Raw genomic sequence first — 15789 nt, 5'->3', positions numbered from 1 at the left:
GGGTGGGTCCGGTTGCGGGGGGCGCTGCAAGTCCCCCTCCGGGGCCCGGCCCAGCCGCTGGCGGCTGTGCGTTCGGGCGCTTGCGAAGCAGTGCTTCGCAAGCAAAGCGCCCTCACCCATGTAAGCTCGGTCGCCGCTTGCTCGTGGGCGCAGTCCTGCGCACACGGCAAGACCGGGGTTGGGCGTCCTGCCCAACCCGCCCGAGGCATGCCTCGGGCCCATGCGGCTCACGCCCCCGCAACCGGACCCACCCCGCCTTCGACAGGTCTCCGCGATCTGTTGGAATGCCACGGCCTGCTCTTGGTGGGTGTCGACCTTGGTCGACACGTAGATCCACGCCATGCGTGGATGGGCCTCCGCGATTGAAAATCGCTCACGCGATCTCGTACAGCTCCAGCGGCAGGTCGTCGGGGTCGGCGAAGAAGGTGAAGCGTCGGCCGGTGTATTCGTCCACGCGGATCGGTTCGCAGGCGACACCATGCGCGGCCAGGCGCTGGATGAAGGGTTCCAGTGCAGCCACCCGGAACGCGAGGTGGCGCAGACCCTGGGCCTCCGGGCGGCTGGGACGGGGCGGCGGCGAGGGAAAGGAGAACAGTTCCAGCTGGCCGCCGTCGGGCAGGGCGAGGTCCAGCTTCCAGGAATCGCGTGCGGCGCGGTGGTTCTCGGCCAGCACGCGCAGGCCGAGGATGCGCACGTAGAAGTCCTTCGAGCGTGCGTAGTCGCTGCAGATCAGTGCGGCGTGGTGGATGCCCAGCAGGGCGTCGGAACCGGGGGTCATTGCAGGGTGTCCAGCCAGCGCTGGGCGATCTTCTGCGCCAGCGGATAGGGTTCGGGGTCGTTGCGGTTGGTCAGCACGATCACGGTCAGGTGCTTCTCCGGGTGGCGCACGATCACGTTGCGGAAGCCGATGCTCTCGCCGCTGTGCCATTGCACCGGACCATTCAGCCGCCAGCCGAAGCCGTAATGCGGCACGTCCGGTTCCGATGTGGTCGTCGCCGGGCTGAACATCGCGCGGCGCGAAGCCTTCGACAGCAGGCGGTCGTCGTACAGCGCCGCATCCCAGCGGGCCAGGTCGTCCAGCGAGGAGTAGATCCCGCCGTCTCCCAGTACAGCGCTGGTAGTGCTCTGGTCGGTGCGCTGCCAGCGGCCATCGATCCTGCTGTAGCCATAGGCGCGTGTGGCGACCGTGTCCACGCCGTCCTGGTGGGCCACGGTATGCGCCATGCCCAGCGGGCGGAAGATGCGTTGTTGCAGGAAGGCGGCGAAATCCTGGCCGGATGCGCGGCCCACGATCAGTGCCAGCAGTGCATAGCCGCTGTTGCTGTAGCGGTACTGCGTGCCCGGCGCGAAGTTCAGCCGGTCCTGGCGCGACAGCAGGGCCAGCACATCGGCATCGTGTACCTGCCGCGTGTCTGCCGGGTCCATCAGGTCTTCGTAGTCGAGCAGGCCGCTGGTATGCGAGAGCAGGTGGCGGAGGGTGATGCCCGCTGCAGCCGGTGGCAGCTCGGGCAGCCACTGCCGGGCCGGCTGGTCCAGCCCGAGCCGGCCGTCTTCCACCAGCAGCACCGCCGCAGCGGTGAACTGCTTGCTGACCGAGGCCAGCCGGAAATTGCTGGCGGCTGTGACCGGGGTGCCGTCTTCGACCACCGCAAGGCCGTAGCCACGGCGGAACACTGGCTGCCCGTCATGCAGCACCAGCACTGCGGCGCCGGGCACCTGGCCATCGTAGGCCTGCATCAGGCCGTCGATACCGGCATCCGGTGGGGTCAGCACCGGTGCGGCGGCGCCCGCCAGAGGCAGCAGGCCCAGCACGGCGGCGAACAGGGCGACGGCAGGGCGCATGGTGGCTCCGGAAGCGTCAGGGCGAAGGTGTGGGCGCAGCGCTGGCCGGCTGTGCCATCCAGCGCTCCATCTTGCGGTCCAGCACGTCCAGAGGCATCGAGCCGTCTTTCAGCAGTTCTGCATGGAAGCGGCGCAGATCGAAGGCTGCGCCCTGGCGTGCCTTGGCCTTGTCGCGCAGGGCGACGATGGTGGTCAGGCCGGCGACGTTCGACAGTGCCTGGCCGGGCTGGGCCATGATCCGCTCGACTTCGGCGTTGGCGTCATCGCTGCTCATGTCCACCGTCTTCTGCAGGTAGGCCACGGCCTGCTGCTTGCTCCAGCCCTGTGCATTGACGCCGGTGTCGGCGACGACGCGCGCGGCGCGCAGCAGGCGTGAGTACAGGTAGCCGATACGGTCGTAGGGATCGGTGTAGACGCCGAGGTCTTCACCCAGCGTTTCGGCGTACAGGCCCCAGCCTTCGACGAACGCAAGATCGCCACCGAGGCGACGGAAGCGCGGCAGCTTGGCCAGCTCCTGCTGCAGGCCCAGTTGCACGTGATGGCCGGGAATCGCTTCATGCAGGTACTGCACCGGCACGCTCCAGCGCTTGCGGCTGGGCAGGTCGCGGGTGTTGATGTACAGCACGCCGGGCTGCCCGGGCGGCGACGGCTGGTAGGCGGCAGCGGCGGCGGTCAGCGCCCGTTCCGGTTCCACCGCGCGTACTTCCAGCGCGGACTTCGGCAGCGTATCGAGCACCTGCGGCAGGCGCGCGTTGACCTGCTGCTGCACCTGGCGGTAGCGGCTGATCAGTGCATTGGCATCGCTGTACTGGAACTGGCGATCGTTGCGCATGCTGCGCAGCAGCTTTGCCGGCGTGCCACGCAGCTTGGCGTCCTTCATCACCGTGGCGATCTGTGCCTGCAGTTCCTGCACGCGTTGCTCGCCCAGCGCGTGCAGCTGCGCGGCGGTCTGGTCGCTGGCGGTGGTCTGCACGATCAGGTTGGCGTACCAGGCCTGGCCGTCGGGCAGCGCGCCCATGCCGCTGCTGGCGCGTGTGGCCGGCAGGTACTCGGTGGCGATGAAGCCGCGCAGGGCGCGGTAGGCGGGCATGATGCGCAGTTCGATCATGCGCTTGTACTCGGCACTGATGCGCGCCTTGTCTTCGGCCGCAATCGTGTTCGGCATGGTGCGGATCGGCGACCAGAAGATGCTCTCTTCAGCGGTCGGCTTGATCACTGCATCCAGCTGCGGCAGCACCTTCTCCATCAGGTCGCGCGGCTGCACCACGCCGGCCTTCATGCCCTGGCGCATGTTGTCGATGGCCTGGTCGAACAGTTCGGGAATGCCGAGCGAGCGGCGCGACCAGGTGTCATAGTCCTGCACGGTGTTGAACGGCTGCGCGCCCGCGCCGGAGCCGAGGATCGCCATGATGCTGCCGATGTTGTAGTACTGGCTGATCGGCATCATCCAGCTCGGGTAGCGCTCGGCAGCCAGCGAGGCGCGCGCGTCACGTACGAAGATCTCGTAACTGAGCAGGTCCTGGCCCTGCAGGCCATCGCTGCCGAGTTTTTCGACCTTGCCCAGCCACTGCGTGGTGAAGTCGTGCGACTGCTGGCGCCAGGCGGCGGACAGGATGTTGGGCAGCTGGTCGTTGTAGCGCGGTTCGCCCTGGAACGTGGCCTGCAGCGGGTTCAACCGCATCGAGGCATCCCAGTATTCGTCGTACAGCCGTTCCAGCTGCACCTGCTTGGGCACGGCACGGGCCGGTGCGACCGGACGCGGCGCAGCGCGGCGCGCCGAACTGCCACGGGCCGGTGCGGTGGCACGGGCGGGCCTGGCCTTGGGCTTGGCGGCCTGGCGGGTCTGCGCAGCGGCAGGGCGGCTGGCCTTCTTCTTCGCTGCTTCGGCCGACGGCACGGCACTGAACAGGAACAACGCGGCAATGGCAGCGGCCAGGACGCGGGGGGAATACGGCATCAAGAAGCTTCCGTGGAACACAGATCGTGGAGCTTGCACGATCCGCGCGCGTACGGCCAGCGTGAAGACGCAGTCAGCTTGGCGGCGCTGGGGCTTCAGTCAGCCGCAGCGGCGGCACGCAGCGCCGCCGCGCGATCGGCGCCCAGATAGCGGGTGATGGCACGCCGCATCAGGTACAGCAACGGAATCAGGGCGACCGCAAAGCCCATCTTGTACACGTAGTTGACGCTGGCGACCGCAAGGAACAGCGAGGTCGGCCAGTGTTGCGGGCCCAGCACGAAGGCGATCCAGATCACCACGAAGCTGTCCACCACCTGCGAGATCGCGGTCGATCCGGTCGCACGCAGCCACACGTGGCGTTCGCCGGTGGCCTGGCGGATGCGGTGGAACACCGCCACGTCGATCAGCTGGCCGAGCAGGAAGGCCACCAGCGAACCGGCAATGGTCCACATGCCCTGGCCGAACACGGCTGCGAACGCGGCCTGGTAGTCGGGCACACCGTGGCCATCCATCGACGTGACCCACCAGCTGGCCGGCGCCAGCGAAATGGCCGCGAAGGCGAACAGGAAGCCGTAGCCGATCAGCACCACCGCCAGCCACGAGATGAAGCGCACGCCGCGCTTGCCGAAAAACTCGTTGATGGTGTCGGTCATGATGAACACCACCGGCCACAGCAGGGTACCGGCGGTGAAGCTGAGCGAGCCGGTCTGGCCGAACAGGTTCCAGTTCAGCGGGGCGATGCCCAGGGTGTCTTCCAGCGCGAAGATCTTCACCCCGATCAGCTCGGCCAGCACCGCATTGCCGCAGAAGAACGCGGCCAGCACGATGAACAGCAGGACCGCGCGGTCCTGCAGCGGGCGCTCGATCGGCGCCGGGGTCATTCGGTGCGTTCGCCGGTGCGTTCGCCGGCGCGGGTGAATGGCACGCTGGACGGTGCGACGGCGCCACCGGAAATGATGAAGCTCATGGCCTGGTCGACGGTCCAGTCAGTCGGGGTCAGCAGTTCCACCGGCACGATTTCCAGGTAGCCCGAGGTCGGGTTCGGCGTGGTCGGTACATACACCGCGGCCAGCTCACGGTCGGTGCCGTGTTCCTTGATCACGCGGGTGACCAGTCCGACCGATTTCATGTCGCGGTGCGGGAAGTCGATCAGCACCACGCGCTGGGTGCTGCCCGGTTCGGTCTGCAGCATGTCCAGCAGCTTCTTTGCGCTGTCGTAGATGATGCTGGCCAGCGGAATGCGCTTGATGACCGCGCCCACCCAGCGCAGCAGGCGCTGGCCGAGCACGCGGCGGCTGGCCACGCCCACCGCCAGGATCACCAGCAGGGTGGCCAGCAGGGCGATGGTGTCCTGGATCCATTCGGCGCGGACCCAGCCGAGGTAGTGCGGGAAGCTTGTCGCGATCTGCTCGGACAGCGGTACCACCAGCGGGCTGGAAATGCCCGACAGCAGCACGAACACGAACTTGACCACAACCCAGGTCAGCCAGATCGGCAGCAGGGTCAGCAGGCCGGTCAGGAACAGGCGCTGCAGGGAGGGGCGGGGGACCAGGGCGGGGGCTTCGAGCGACATATGCGCATTGTAGCGGTCACTGCCGGTCGATTACGCTGGTGGATCGACTGCGGCAACGAGCCATGGAAGGGAAGCTGTGTTGAAGATTCTGCGCGGACTGGGCTGGACCCTGGCGGGCCTGCTGCTGTTGACCATCGTGGTGTGGTGCGCCTCACGCATGTGGCCGGTGCCGGAATCGCGGTTGCAGGCGCAGCAACGGCTGGAAGCGCGGCTGCCGGCGAGCGGGCGCAACGGTTATGCCCTGTTGTGGACGCTGCCGTTCGACGATCTGGATGCCCGCCAGCGCGAGCAGGCGTTGGCCGAGGACGTGCGCCGTTGGGAGGCCGACCTGCGGGGCAGCAGCGGCGGCCAGACACACCTGGTGGCCAACCATGCCGAGCTGCGCTCGCGGCCCGGTGCCAGTTGCGGGCCGGCCGCCCGCGGCTGCCTCGCCCAGGTCCGCGCGGACCCGCAACGCTTCGTGGAGGCCCATGCCGGGCACCAGCAGTTGCATGCGCGGCTGGATCAGCTCGCCGAAGCAGACTACTTCGTATCGCCGTTCCAGCCGAAGGGCGAGGGCATCCTGGTGCCGATGCCGACCTACGGGCTGGTGGTCGATGCCACCAGCGCACGCGCGCTGGCGTTCGTACAGGGTGACATCGACGGTGCCCTGCGCGGCAGCTGCCGGGGAGTGCAGCTGGGCCGGCGGCTGGTGCCCGGTGGCGGCTATCTGGTCGAAAGCATCATCGGCGCCAGCCTGGTACAGGCCAACGCGCAGCTGCTGGCCGACATGCTGGTCGAACTGCCTGCCGATCACCCGCTGCCGGCCGAATGCGAACAGGCCATGCAGCCGATGCGGGCCGACGAGCAGAGCCTGTGCCGTGCGATGCAGGGCGAGTATGCGATGAACCGGGTGGCGATCGAGACCTCGGCGCGGGAATTCGGCGGCGCGCTGGTACTGGACCGCAGCAGCACCCTGGCCCGTGCGGCCGGCAATCTCGGTTGGGCCTGTGGCGCGACGGCGACCGCTGCGCTGGAGGCGGACCGTCCGTTGCCGGTGCCGGCGCCGCCGCAGCGTGACTTTGGTTGCCTGTCGAACGTCATGGGTTGCCTGTTGACCGACATTGCCGGTCCGGTCTATCCGGCCTATTCGTCGCGCACCCAGGACGCCGCGGCGATGCTGCGCCTGCTGGGTGCACAGCGCTGGCTGCGGCAGCAGCCGGGGGATCCGGTGGATGCCCTGCAGCGGTTGCCGGCACAGTTCGCCTCGCCGGTGCGGGCGCCGCAGGTGTCTGCGGATGGCCGCCATCTGCAGGTGCCGCGCCGCTCGCCGTCCCGCAGCAACGACGAAAGCCCGTGGCTGTCGGTGCCGCTGCAGGCGGAGCCAGCTTCGACTGCGTTGGCGCGCGATTGAGGCGCGCTCAGCGCGCGTGCGGCTTCAGGCGCAGGTACACCTGCTTGCGGACCTGTGCGACCACCTCGCCGCTTTCATCGATCACGTCGTTGCTGAACCAGCGCAGCACCTTCTCGCCACTGGCCGCTTCGGCGCGCAGTTCATCCAGCAGCGCGTCGTCGATGCGGAACGACGTCCGCACGATGCCACGGCCCGGCTTGAGGAAGTCGACGGCGCCGGCGCGGTCCCACACGTAGTAGTCGCGGCCGAGGATGTGCAGCAGGCCGAGCATCCAGAACGGATCGGTCATCGCGAACAGGCTGCCGCCGAAGTGGGTGCCGACGTAGTTGCGGTTCCATGGCCGCAGGCGCAGCTCGACATCGATCTGCCGGTAGTCGGGGGTGATGCGGGTGACGTGGATGCCGGTGAACAGGAAGGGCGGCCAGAGGTTGATGCCGAAGCGGAACAGACGGGCGTTCATGCGGATCCGGGGGCGCTGGGCGAGGTGTCCAGTCTAACCATTCGCATGCGTATGTTGCACCCGGTGGCACCGGTCACGCGCCGCCGTCGATCACATACCCGTCGCGTCCATTCGCTTTGGCCTGGTACAGCGCGGTGTCGGCCCCTTCGACGAAATGATGCGGTTGCAGCTCGCCTTCCGGTACCCGGGTAAACACGCCGATGGTGAGCGTCACCCGATCATCGCTGCCGTCACCGTGTACCGGCAATGCACGTACGCAGTCGATCAGGTCCTGGATGACAAGCCGCGCGCCTTCGGCCGGGGTATCGGGCAATACCAGCGCGAATTCATCGCCACCGTAACGCGCGGCCATGTCGCGCGGCCGCCGCGCATGCGCGCCGATCAACCGGGCGACGTCCCGCAGCACGCGGTCGCCGACCTGGTGGCCGTGGCGGTCGTTGTGGCGCTTGAAGTGGTCGACATCAATCAGCGCCAGGCTCAGTGGCTTGCCGTTGCGTCGTGCGGCGTCGCATTCCTGCTGCAGCGCCTGTTCGAAACGCAGGCGATTGCCAAGGCCGGTCAGTGCGTCGCGGTTGGCCTGCCGGTGCCAGGCCGAAATCCGCCAGATCGCCCAGGCCAGCAGGACCAGCAGGACGCCCAGCAGGGCGGTGGCTGGCGCCCACCAGAGGTTGCTGGTGCGCAACAGCAACCAGCTCAGCAGAGGGGCAAGCGGCAGCGAACTCAGTGCCGCCAGCCACGGCAGGCGCAGGCCGAGCAGGATCACGCACAGCGCCACCAGCACAGCGCTGATGGTGTGCTGCCAGAAGCGGGGCAGCACCTCGATCTGCTTGTGCTGCAGCAGCATCGAGGCGATGTTGGCCTGGTACTCGCTGCCGCTCATCCAGAACTCGCGGGTGGTCGGGGTCAGCAGGCGCGGTGCGATGCCGCTGGCGGTCATGCCGACGATGATGCGGCGGCCATGCAGCATCGCCATGTCCACGTGGCCATCGAGCACGTCTGCGTAGGAAACCTGCGGCAACTGCTCGGGAGGTCCGGCATAGCGCACCCGCACGTAGTCGTTGCGCCGCCATTGATAGGGCGAGCCCACCTCGGGATCAGGGTCGGGCAGCCCGCGCACCGCGCCCGCGGGCAGGCCGGTCAGGGCCAGCCCGAGCGCCGGCCAATGCGCCTTGCCGATGCCCGCATGCAGGTAGATGCCGCGGGCGACGCCGTCGCTGTCCACCTCGACGTCGGTGTGGCCGATGGCGGCGGCACTGGCCGCGATCTGTGGAACCGGCAGCATTTCCTCTGCCATGCGATCGCCGGCTGCCGGTGCGGCCAGCACCGGCAGCACCACCCGGCCATTGCGACGGATGGCCGCGGCCAGCGCGTCGTCCTGGCGGCTGTCGCGGCGGTCCGGCTCGGACAGCATCAGGTCCAGCACGACCCGTTCGGCACCGGCATCGGTCAGGCGATCCAGCAACCGGGCGTGGACCGAGCGCGGCCACGGCCATTGGCCGATGCGTTGCAGGCTGCCTTCGTCGATGGCCACGATCAGCACGCTCGGGTCGGGTCGATAGTCCCAGTTGCCGACCATCGCGTCGTAGGTGGCCTCGTCCTGCCGCCACAGCCATTGGCCCTGGCTGGCGACGATGGTCAGTATCCCGGCCAGCATGGCCAGCAGGATCCGCTTCGACCACGGCAGCGGCGAACGCCTCACAACAGCAGCCACAGCAGCAGGGCACCGCCGCCGGTGCCATAGCAGAGGCGACACGGCAGGGCGATCTTCTGGGCAGGCGAGAACTCGCCAGCATGGCCGTCATCGTCGATGTACTGCACGCGCACATGCAGGGTGCCGCGCCACGGACGCTTGAAGCTGACCTGCGGTTCGGCCACGGTTTCGTCGACCAGGGGTGCCTTGAAGTCGCCGCGGCGGTCGACCTGCACGCGATAGCGCTGGCCTTCGCTGCCGGCCTGCCAGCGCAGGGTCAGTTCACCGTGCGCGGCCTCGGGCGGTTGCAGCGCAGGATCGACCGGCTCGTTGCTCAGCTGCAGTGGCAGGGCCTGGCCATAGCGCCCCTGGTGCCCATCGGCACTGCGGGAGGCGATCCGCCAGAAGTAGTGACCCGGCGGCAATGGCTGCGCCAGGCGCAGGTCGGTGCCGGTGCTGGTCTGTTCCTGCAGTGGCTGTACGAAGCTGGAATCAGCCGCGATCTGCAGCACGCTGCTGCGCGCACCGGGGGCCTGGCTCCAGCGGAAACGCGGGCGGTCGCTGTTGATTGTCTGTCCATGCAGCGGGGCCAGGGTCAGCGGCGGTGGAGGCTGGTCGCTGAGTTCGAAGTCGGCACTGGCGTCGATGCCTTCCACACCCTGCGCATCGACCGCGCGCAGCAGGATGCGCAGCTGGCCCGGCGGCAGATCGCCGATGGCCAGGCGGGTATCGGGGGTGGTGGCAGCGAACAGCAGGATCTCCGGCGTGGCTGCCTCCACCACTTCAACGCGGTAATGCGCGGCGCCGGCGACCGGAGTCCATGCCAGCAGCGTCGGCAACGGGGCCAGGCGCAGTTCATCGTTGCGCAGCTGCGGTGCCGGCAGCAGTGCGGAGACTGCGTCCGGTGCGGCGTCTGCGCTGGCGCTGCGGGTGGCCTGTCCGGGCTGGACCATGCGCTGGCCATGGGTGTTGCCGACCTGCACCTTGCCCTGCAGGACCTCGGTGGCCGCGACATCACGACCGTCGCCGGCACTGACCCGGAAGACGGTGCCGCGCACGCTGCTGGTGGCGGTGGGCGCATCGATGATGTAACGCGATGCCGGGCCGCGCGCGGGCGTCACCCGATTGCTGGCGCGGCCCTGCTGCAGGCGCAGGCGGGTGTCGACCATGCCGGTGTGGCCGTAGCGGCTGAGCTGGTCCAGGCGCAGGCGCGAGTACTCACGCAGCTGCAGGCGCGACGCATCGGCAAATTCCAGCGTGACGCTGGATTCGCCCTCGGTCTGTACGGTGTCTCCGATATGCAGTTGCTCGCCGGCCTGGATGGCGCGGCTGGCGCTGCCGTCTCCACTGGACAGTTCGACCTTGCCGCGGACCGAGAGCACCCGCGCCGGTGCCGGTTCGATGCGCAGCCAGCTGATGGGGAAACGCAGCAGCTGGCCGGGCGGCAGCCGGTAGGGGTTGTCGATTCGGTTGTGCTGCTGGAGCTGCTGCCAGCGCACCGAGGGTTTCAGATACACGCCACCCAGATCCCACAGGGTGTCGCCGGGGCGGACCCGGTAGTTCCAGTCCTGCGCGGCGGCGATGGCCGGCAGCAGAAGCAGGGCACAGAGCAGGGCGCCCTGGAAGCGCATGGCAAACAACAGCGAGCGGACGAAGGTCACAGTTTTGCAATCCCGGCAATGCGGGGGTGCAGCTGCAAGACCCCATGGCCCCGACCTCATCCCCCCGAACGGATCGTGGCGGCCCTACGGCCGCCATCGTGCGCATTATTGCCCGCGTCCAGTGCAGGGATTCTGAACGAACCCGGCTTCCGTTCAGAACAGCAGGGAGGCCATCCTGCGGCGGTACTGGCCGACCAGGTCCTCGTCCGAGATCACATTGAAGGCATCGATCAGCGCTTTGCGCGGCAGGCCTTCCTCGAAACTCCGGTCGATCCGCAGCATTTCCAGGAACTGCGCCAGCGCGGCTTCGTCATGGCCGCCTAGCAGCAGCTGCACGCCGCGCAGGTGGCGGGCCTTGAGGTCATTGCCGTTGGCGGCGATGCGCGCGTCCAGCACCTCGGCGGCCGGGGCGTCCTTCAGGGCGGCGGCAAAGGACAGCCGGGCGCGGGCGCGCACGGCGCGGTCGTCGGTGGCCAGGTTGGCGGGCAGGCCGTCGATCAGCGTGCCGGCTTCGTCCACGCCGCCGATCTGCAGCAGGGCCAGGGCCAGGTCGAGCTTCAGCTCGTCCTTGTCCGGCTCGGCGGCGATCTGCGCACGCAGTACGTCCACCTGTGCCTGCGGATCCAACGGCGCTTCGTCCTCGGCGGCAGTGTCGCCGACGTCGGCCGGCACGATGCCGTGCTGGGCCAGGAACTCACGCAGCTGGCCTTCCGGGATGGCGCCGGGGAAGCCGTCCACCAGCTGGCCGCCCTTGACCAGGAACACGGTGGGCACCGAGCGGATCTGGAAGGCGGCGGCAATCTGCTGTTCCTTGTCGACATCGACCTTGGCCAGCTCGAAGGCACCGTTGTATTCGGCGGCCAGTTTTTCCAGCATCGGGCCCAGGGTCTTGCAGGGGCCGCACCACGTGGCCCAGAAGTCGACCAGCACCGGCGTCTGCAGCGACTTCTGCAGGACTTCGGCCTCGAAGGTCGCAGTGGTGGCGTCGAATACGTAGGTCGTCTCGGTCATGGGGGAGGCATCGATTGGCATCTGGAGACCGATTCTATGGTGACGATCGATGCCAGTCTCAACCCGGACTGCGGCAAATGCCCGACAATGCGTCGTTCCCGCCGCCGTTGCTCCTGGAGCCTGCATGACCTCCCCGTCTTCCCTGTTGCGTCTGTCCGGCCCCGCCGCCGCACTGCTGTTCGTGCTGGCGGTGCTGGGCTTCGGCACCGGCCTGGAAGGTTATGCACAGGCGCGGCACCCGGTGGCCCTGCTGGGCGCACACGGCGTGCCGCACGCGTTGGCCTTCAATCTGCTGGGCTTCGTACTGCCGGGCCTGTTGGCGGTGGTAGTGGCCGAGTGCCTGCGCCGACAGCTGCCGGCCAGTGCTGGCTGGGCGCCGCGGGTGGGCAGCCAGATGCTGTTGCTGGGCGGACTGGCCTTCACCGCGATGGGCTTGATGCCGCTGGATGTGGACGATCTGCACGGGCCGGCCAGCCAGCTGCACGCCAGTGCCTGGATGATCTGGGTGCTGGGCTTCGTCGCCGGCACCCTGTTGCTGGGCATCTCGCAGCTGCGCCAGACGCACGGCCGCGCCCTGGGCGGGGTGGCGCTCGCCTGTGGCGCGCTGGCAGCGCTGGCTGCCTTTGCGCTGCAGGGCGTGCTGCCGGCGCCGCTGGCACAACGGCTTGCATTCGCCTGCTGGGCGGTCTGGCTGGCGCTGGCCCTGCCTCTGTCGCGACCGCGCTGAGACCGGCTCCGGGCGCTGGCGGCGCCGGCGGTCGGCGGGCAGGATTGGAGACGTTTGCCGCACTGCGGTACGCTGTACCGCTTTGCCGCCGCATCCGCGTGTTCCATGACCAGCGCTGAAACCAACGCCTACGACCCGCAGCAGGTTGAATCCGCCGCCCAGAAGTACTGGGACGCCACCCGGGCCTTCGAAGTCGACGAGACTTCGGACAAGCCGAAGTACTACTGCCTGTCGATGCTTCCGTACCCGTCCGGTGCGCTGCACATGGGCCACGTGCGCAATTACACCATCGGCGACGTGATCAGCCGCTACAAGCGCATGACCGGGCACAACGTGCTGCAGCCGATGGGCTGGGACGCGTTCGGCCTGCCTGCGGAGAACGCGGCAATCAAGAACAAGACCGCACCGGCGGCCTGGACCTACAAGAACATCGAGCACATGCGTGGCCAGTTCAAGGCCATGGGCTATGCGGTGGACTGGTCGCGCGAATTCGCCACCTGCCGCCCGGACTACTATGTCCACGAACAGCGCATGTTCACGCGCCTGATGCGCAAGGGCCTGGCCTACCGCCGCAATGCGGTGGTGAACTGGGATCCGGTCGACCAGACCGTGCTGGCCAACGAGCAGGTCATCGATGGCCGTGGTTGGCGTTCCGGTGCGCTGGTCGAGAAGCGCGAGATCCCGCAGTGGTTCCTGCGCATCACCGATTACGCCCAGGAACTGCTGGACGGCCTGGATGAACTGGACGGCTGGCCGGATTCGGTCAAGACCATGCAGCGCAACTGGATCGGCCGCTCCGAAGGCCTGGAAATCCAGTTCGACGTGCGTGATGTCGACGGCACTGCGCTGGATCCGCTGCGCGTGTTCACCACCCGTCCGGATACCGTGATGGGCGTGACCTTCGTGTCGATCGCCGCCGAACATCCGCTGGCCCTGCATGCGGCGAAGAACAACCCGGAACTGGCTGCGCTGCTGTCGGAAATGAAGCAGGGTGGCGTGTCCGAGGCCGAGCTGGAAACCCAGGAAAAGCGCGGCATGGACACCGGCCTGCGTGCCATCCATCCGGTCACCGGCGAAAAGGTGCCGGTGTGGGTCGCCAACTTCGTGCTGATGGGCTACGGCACCGGTGCGGTGATGGCTGTTCCGGGCCACGACCAGCGCGACAATGAAGTGGCAAACAAGTACGGCCTGCCGATCAAGCAGGTGATCGCGCTGAAGGATCCGCGCAACGACGACGAGCGCACCTGGGATGGTGCCCGCTGGCAGGACTGGTACAGCGACAAGAACCGTGCCTTCGAGCTGGTCAACTCGGCCGAATTCGATGGGCTGGATTTCCAGGGCGCCTTCGAAGCCCTGGCCGAACGCTTCGAGCGCAAGGCCCAGGGCCAGCGCCGCGTCAACTATCGCCTGCGCGACTGGGGCGTGAGCCGCCAGCGCTACTGGGGTTGCCCGATTCCGGTGATCTACTGCGACAAGTGCGGTGCGGTGCCGGTGCCGGAAGAGCAGCTGCCGGTGGTGCTGCCGGAGGACGTGGCGTTCTCGGGGACTGGTTCGCCGATCAAGACCGATCCGGAATGGCGCAAGACCACCTGCCCGGAATGCGGCGGCGCGGCCGAGCGCGAGACCGACACCTTCGACACCTTCATGGAGTCGAGCTGGTACTACGCCCGCTACACCTCGCCGGGTGCCCGTGATGCGGTCGACAAGCGCGGCAATTACTGGTTGCCGGTCGACCAGTACATCGGCGGCATCGAGCACGCGATCCTGCACCTGATGTATTTCCGCTTCTACCACAAGCTGCTGCGCGACGCGCGGATGGTGGACAGCAACGAACCGGCACGCAACCTGCTGTGCCAGGGCATGGTGATCGCCGAGACCTACTACCGCCCGAACCCGGACGGCTCGAAGGACTGGATCAATCCGGCCGATGTGGAAGTGCAGCGCGACGAGCGCGGCCGCATCACTGGCGCCACGCTGATCGCCGACGGCCAGCCGGTGGTGGTCGGTGGCACTGAAAAGATGTCCAAGTCGAAGAACAACGGCGTGGACCCGCAGGCGATGGTCGACAAGTACGGTGCCGACACCGTGCGCCTGTTCTCGATGTTCGCCGCCCCGCCGGAACAGTCGCTGGAGTGGAACGAAGCCGGCGTGGACGGCATGGCGCGCTTCCTGCGCCGCCTGTGGGCCCAGGTGCAGAAGCACGCCGCCGACGGTGCCGCCCCGGCGCTGGACGTGGCCGCGCTGGACGCCAACCAGAAGGCACTGCGCCGCAAGACCCACGAGACCATCGGCAAGGTCGGTGACGACTATGGCCGTCGCCACAGCTTCAATACCGCCATCGCGGCGGTGATGGAACTGATGAACGCGCTGGCCAAGTTCGAGGACGGCAGCGAGCAGGGCCGTGCGGTGCGCCAGGAAGCGCTGCAGGCCATCGTACTGCTGCTGAACCCGATCACCCCGCATGCCAGCCACGCCCTGTGGCAGGTGCTGGGCCATGGCGAGACGCTGCTGGAAGACCAGCCGTTCCCGCAGGCCGACGCCGGTGCGCTGGTGCGCGACGCGCTGACCCTGGCCGTGCAGGTCAACGGCAAGCTGCGTGGCACCATCGAGGTGGCCGCCGATGCTGCACGCGAGCAGGTCGAAGCACTGGCTCTGGCCGAGCCGAATGCGGCCAAGTTCATGGAAGGCCTGACCGTGCGCAAGATCATCATCGTGCCGGGCAAGATCGTGAACATCGTCGCTGCCTGATGCATCCTGGGCCGGTCACCCACGCGGTGGCCGGTACCTTCCCGGTGCGGGGCCATGCACTTGATGGCCCTGCATTCACGCGGCTTCGGGCAGGCTGTGTGTTGCCGTGATCGCCCGGCTCCGCCAGACTGTCTCCATGACCCGAATCCTGCTTGCCCTCGTTCTTGTCCTCGGCCTTGCCGGCTGCGGTTTCCATCTGCGCAACAAGCTGATGCTGCCGACCGACACGGCGCCGGTGAAGGTGGTCTCCACCGCGCCATACAGCGAACTGGTCAAGCTGCTCAATCGCAGCCTGCTGGCTTCCGGTGCCAAGCTGGCCGACGAGGACAGCAAGGGGCCCAGTACCCAGCTCCAGGTGCTGTCCGAACGCTGGGGCGACCTGCCGATCGCCATCGACTCGCAGGGCCGTGCGCAGGAGTACAGCCTGCGCTATGCGGTGATCTTCATCTTCCGTCGCGAGGATGGCAGCGAGCTGGTGCCGCAGCAGGTGATCGAACTGTCGCGCGACTACGTTTCGCCGCCGACCGACGCCACCGGTACCACCACCGAACGCGAAATCCTGGCCGATGAGCTGCGACGGGAAATGTCCGCGTCGATCATCCGCCGCATCGACAGCGTGGTGCGCGCCGAGATCGAGAAGGGCGGCAGCCTGACGGCGCCGAAGGCCAAGCCGATCGAAGGGGCGGAGCCGGCCGAGCCGGTTCCCGCAGCCAAGCACTGAGTCGCG

13 protein-coding genes are annotated in these 15789 nt (G+C 68.0%); 4 read left to right on the top strand and 9 right to left on the bottom strand.

Annotation, left to right across the window (positions count from 1 at the left end; genetic code table 11):
• Window positions 1-373 precede the first annotated feature (373 nt).
• The 5 genes from gloA2 to AC5P9F_RS19570 all read right to left on the bottom strand — a co-directional run bounded on the left by gloA2 (window position 374) and on the right by AC5P9F_RS19570 (window position 5372).
• On the bottom strand, window positions 374-778 hold the full coding sequence (gloA2, locus tag AC5P9F_RS19590) for an SMU1112c/YaeR family gloxylase I-like metalloprotein (protein ID WP_005410551.1): 405 nt from the start codon (window positions 776-778) through the stop codon (window positions 374-376).
• Entirely contained in the window at window positions 775-1842 is a 1068-nt protein-coding gene (locus AC5P9F_RS19585; protein WP_043035453.1) for a serine hydrolase domain-containing protein, read from the bottom strand. The genes gloA2 and AC5P9F_RS19585 overlap by 4 nt, the downstream gene beginning before the upstream one ends.
• A 16-nt stretch (window positions 1843-1858) precedes the next feature.
• Window positions 1859-3799: a DUF885 domain-containing protein gene (locus AC5P9F_RS19580; RefSeq protein ID WP_059035031.1), complete on the bottom strand. Its 1941-nt coding sequence runs from the start codon at window positions 3797-3799 to the stop codon at window positions 1859-1861.
• A gap of 95 nt (window positions 3800-3894) precedes the next feature.
• Entirely contained in the window at window positions 3895-4680 is a 786-nt protein-coding gene (locus tag AC5P9F_RS19575; protein WP_012480937.1) for a queuosine precursor transporter, read from the bottom strand.
• Window positions 4677-5372, bottom strand: coding sequence for a DUF502 domain-containing protein (locus AC5P9F_RS19570; RefSeq protein WP_005414135.1), 696 nt, complete (start codon window positions 5370-5372; stop codon window positions 4677-4679). Before AC5P9F_RS19570 ends, AC5P9F_RS19575 begins: the two co-directional genes overlap by 4 nt.
• A gap of 76 nt (window positions 5373-5448) precedes the next feature.
• Between AC5P9F_RS19570 and AC5P9F_RS19565 the strand changes: the two genes are divergently transcribed.
• A complete protein-coding gene (locus tag AC5P9F_RS19565) occupies window positions 5449-6765 on the top strand; it encodes a hypothetical protein (protein WP_076739799.1) in 1317 nt (438 codons plus the stop codon).
• A 7-nt stretch (window positions 6766-6772) separates the two neighbouring features.
• On the opposite strand, the gene AC5P9F_RS19560 is transcribed toward AC5P9F_RS19565, so the two are convergent.
• The 4 genes from AC5P9F_RS19560 to trxA all read right to left on the bottom strand — a co-directional run bounded on the left by AC5P9F_RS19560 (window position 6773) and on the right by trxA (window position 11587).
• On the bottom strand, window positions 6773-7225 hold the full coding sequence (locus tag AC5P9F_RS19560; RefSeq protein WP_043034736.1) for a DUF4442 domain-containing protein: 453 nt from the start codon (window positions 7223-7225) through the stop codon (window positions 6773-6775).
• Window positions 7226-7298: 73 nt separating this feature from the next.
• On the bottom strand, window positions 7299-8924 hold the full coding sequence (locus AC5P9F_RS19555; protein WP_043034737.1) for a CHASE2 domain-containing protein: 1626 nt from the start codon (window positions 8922-8924) through the stop codon (window positions 7299-7301).
• Window positions 8921-10576, bottom strand: a complete 1656-nt coding sequence (locus tag AC5P9F_RS19550) for a FecR family protein (RefSeq protein WP_043034738.1) — start codon at window positions 10574-10576, stop codon at window positions 8921-8923. The genes AC5P9F_RS19555 and AC5P9F_RS19550 overlap by 4 nt, the downstream gene beginning before the upstream one ends.
• Before the next feature lie 153 nt (window positions 10577-10729).
• On the bottom strand, window positions 10730-11587 hold the full coding sequence (gene trxA / locus AC5P9F_RS19545; RefSeq protein WP_005410542.1) for a thioredoxin: 858 nt from the start codon (window positions 11585-11587) through the stop codon (window positions 10730-10732).
• A 124-nt stretch (window positions 11588-11711) separates the two neighbouring features.
• Between trxA and AC5P9F_RS19540 the strand changes: the two genes are divergently transcribed.
• From AC5P9F_RS19540 to AC5P9F_RS19530, 3 genes are all read left to right on the top strand, one after another.
• A complete protein-coding gene (locus tag AC5P9F_RS19540) occupies window positions 11712-12314 on the top strand; it encodes a DUF998 domain-containing protein (protein ID WP_076739798.1) in 603 nt (200 codons plus the stop codon).
• A gap of 105 nt (window positions 12315-12419) precedes the next feature.
• Window positions 12420-15062 (top strand): leucine--tRNA ligase, encoded by a 2643-nt coding sequence (leuS, locus tag AC5P9F_RS19535; protein ID WP_012480931.1) that lies wholly within the window; start codon window positions 12420-12422, stop codon window positions 15060-15062.
• Between the two features lie 136 nt (window positions 15063-15198).
• The gene (locus AC5P9F_RS19530; RefSeq protein ID WP_005410539.1) at window positions 15199-15783 is read left to right on the top strand and encodes an LPS-assembly lipoprotein LptE; all 585 of its coding nucleotides are present in this window, start codon (window positions 15199-15201) and stop codon (window positions 15781-15783) included.
• Window positions 15784-15789: the final 6 nt, after the last annotated feature.

The sequence above is a fragment of the Stenotrophomonas sp. YJH_SMC_4 genome (assembly GCF_059371575.1).
The sequence above is the reverse complement of the archived record's forward strand: the minus strand, read 5'-3'. Positions and strand labels throughout refer to the sequence as shown.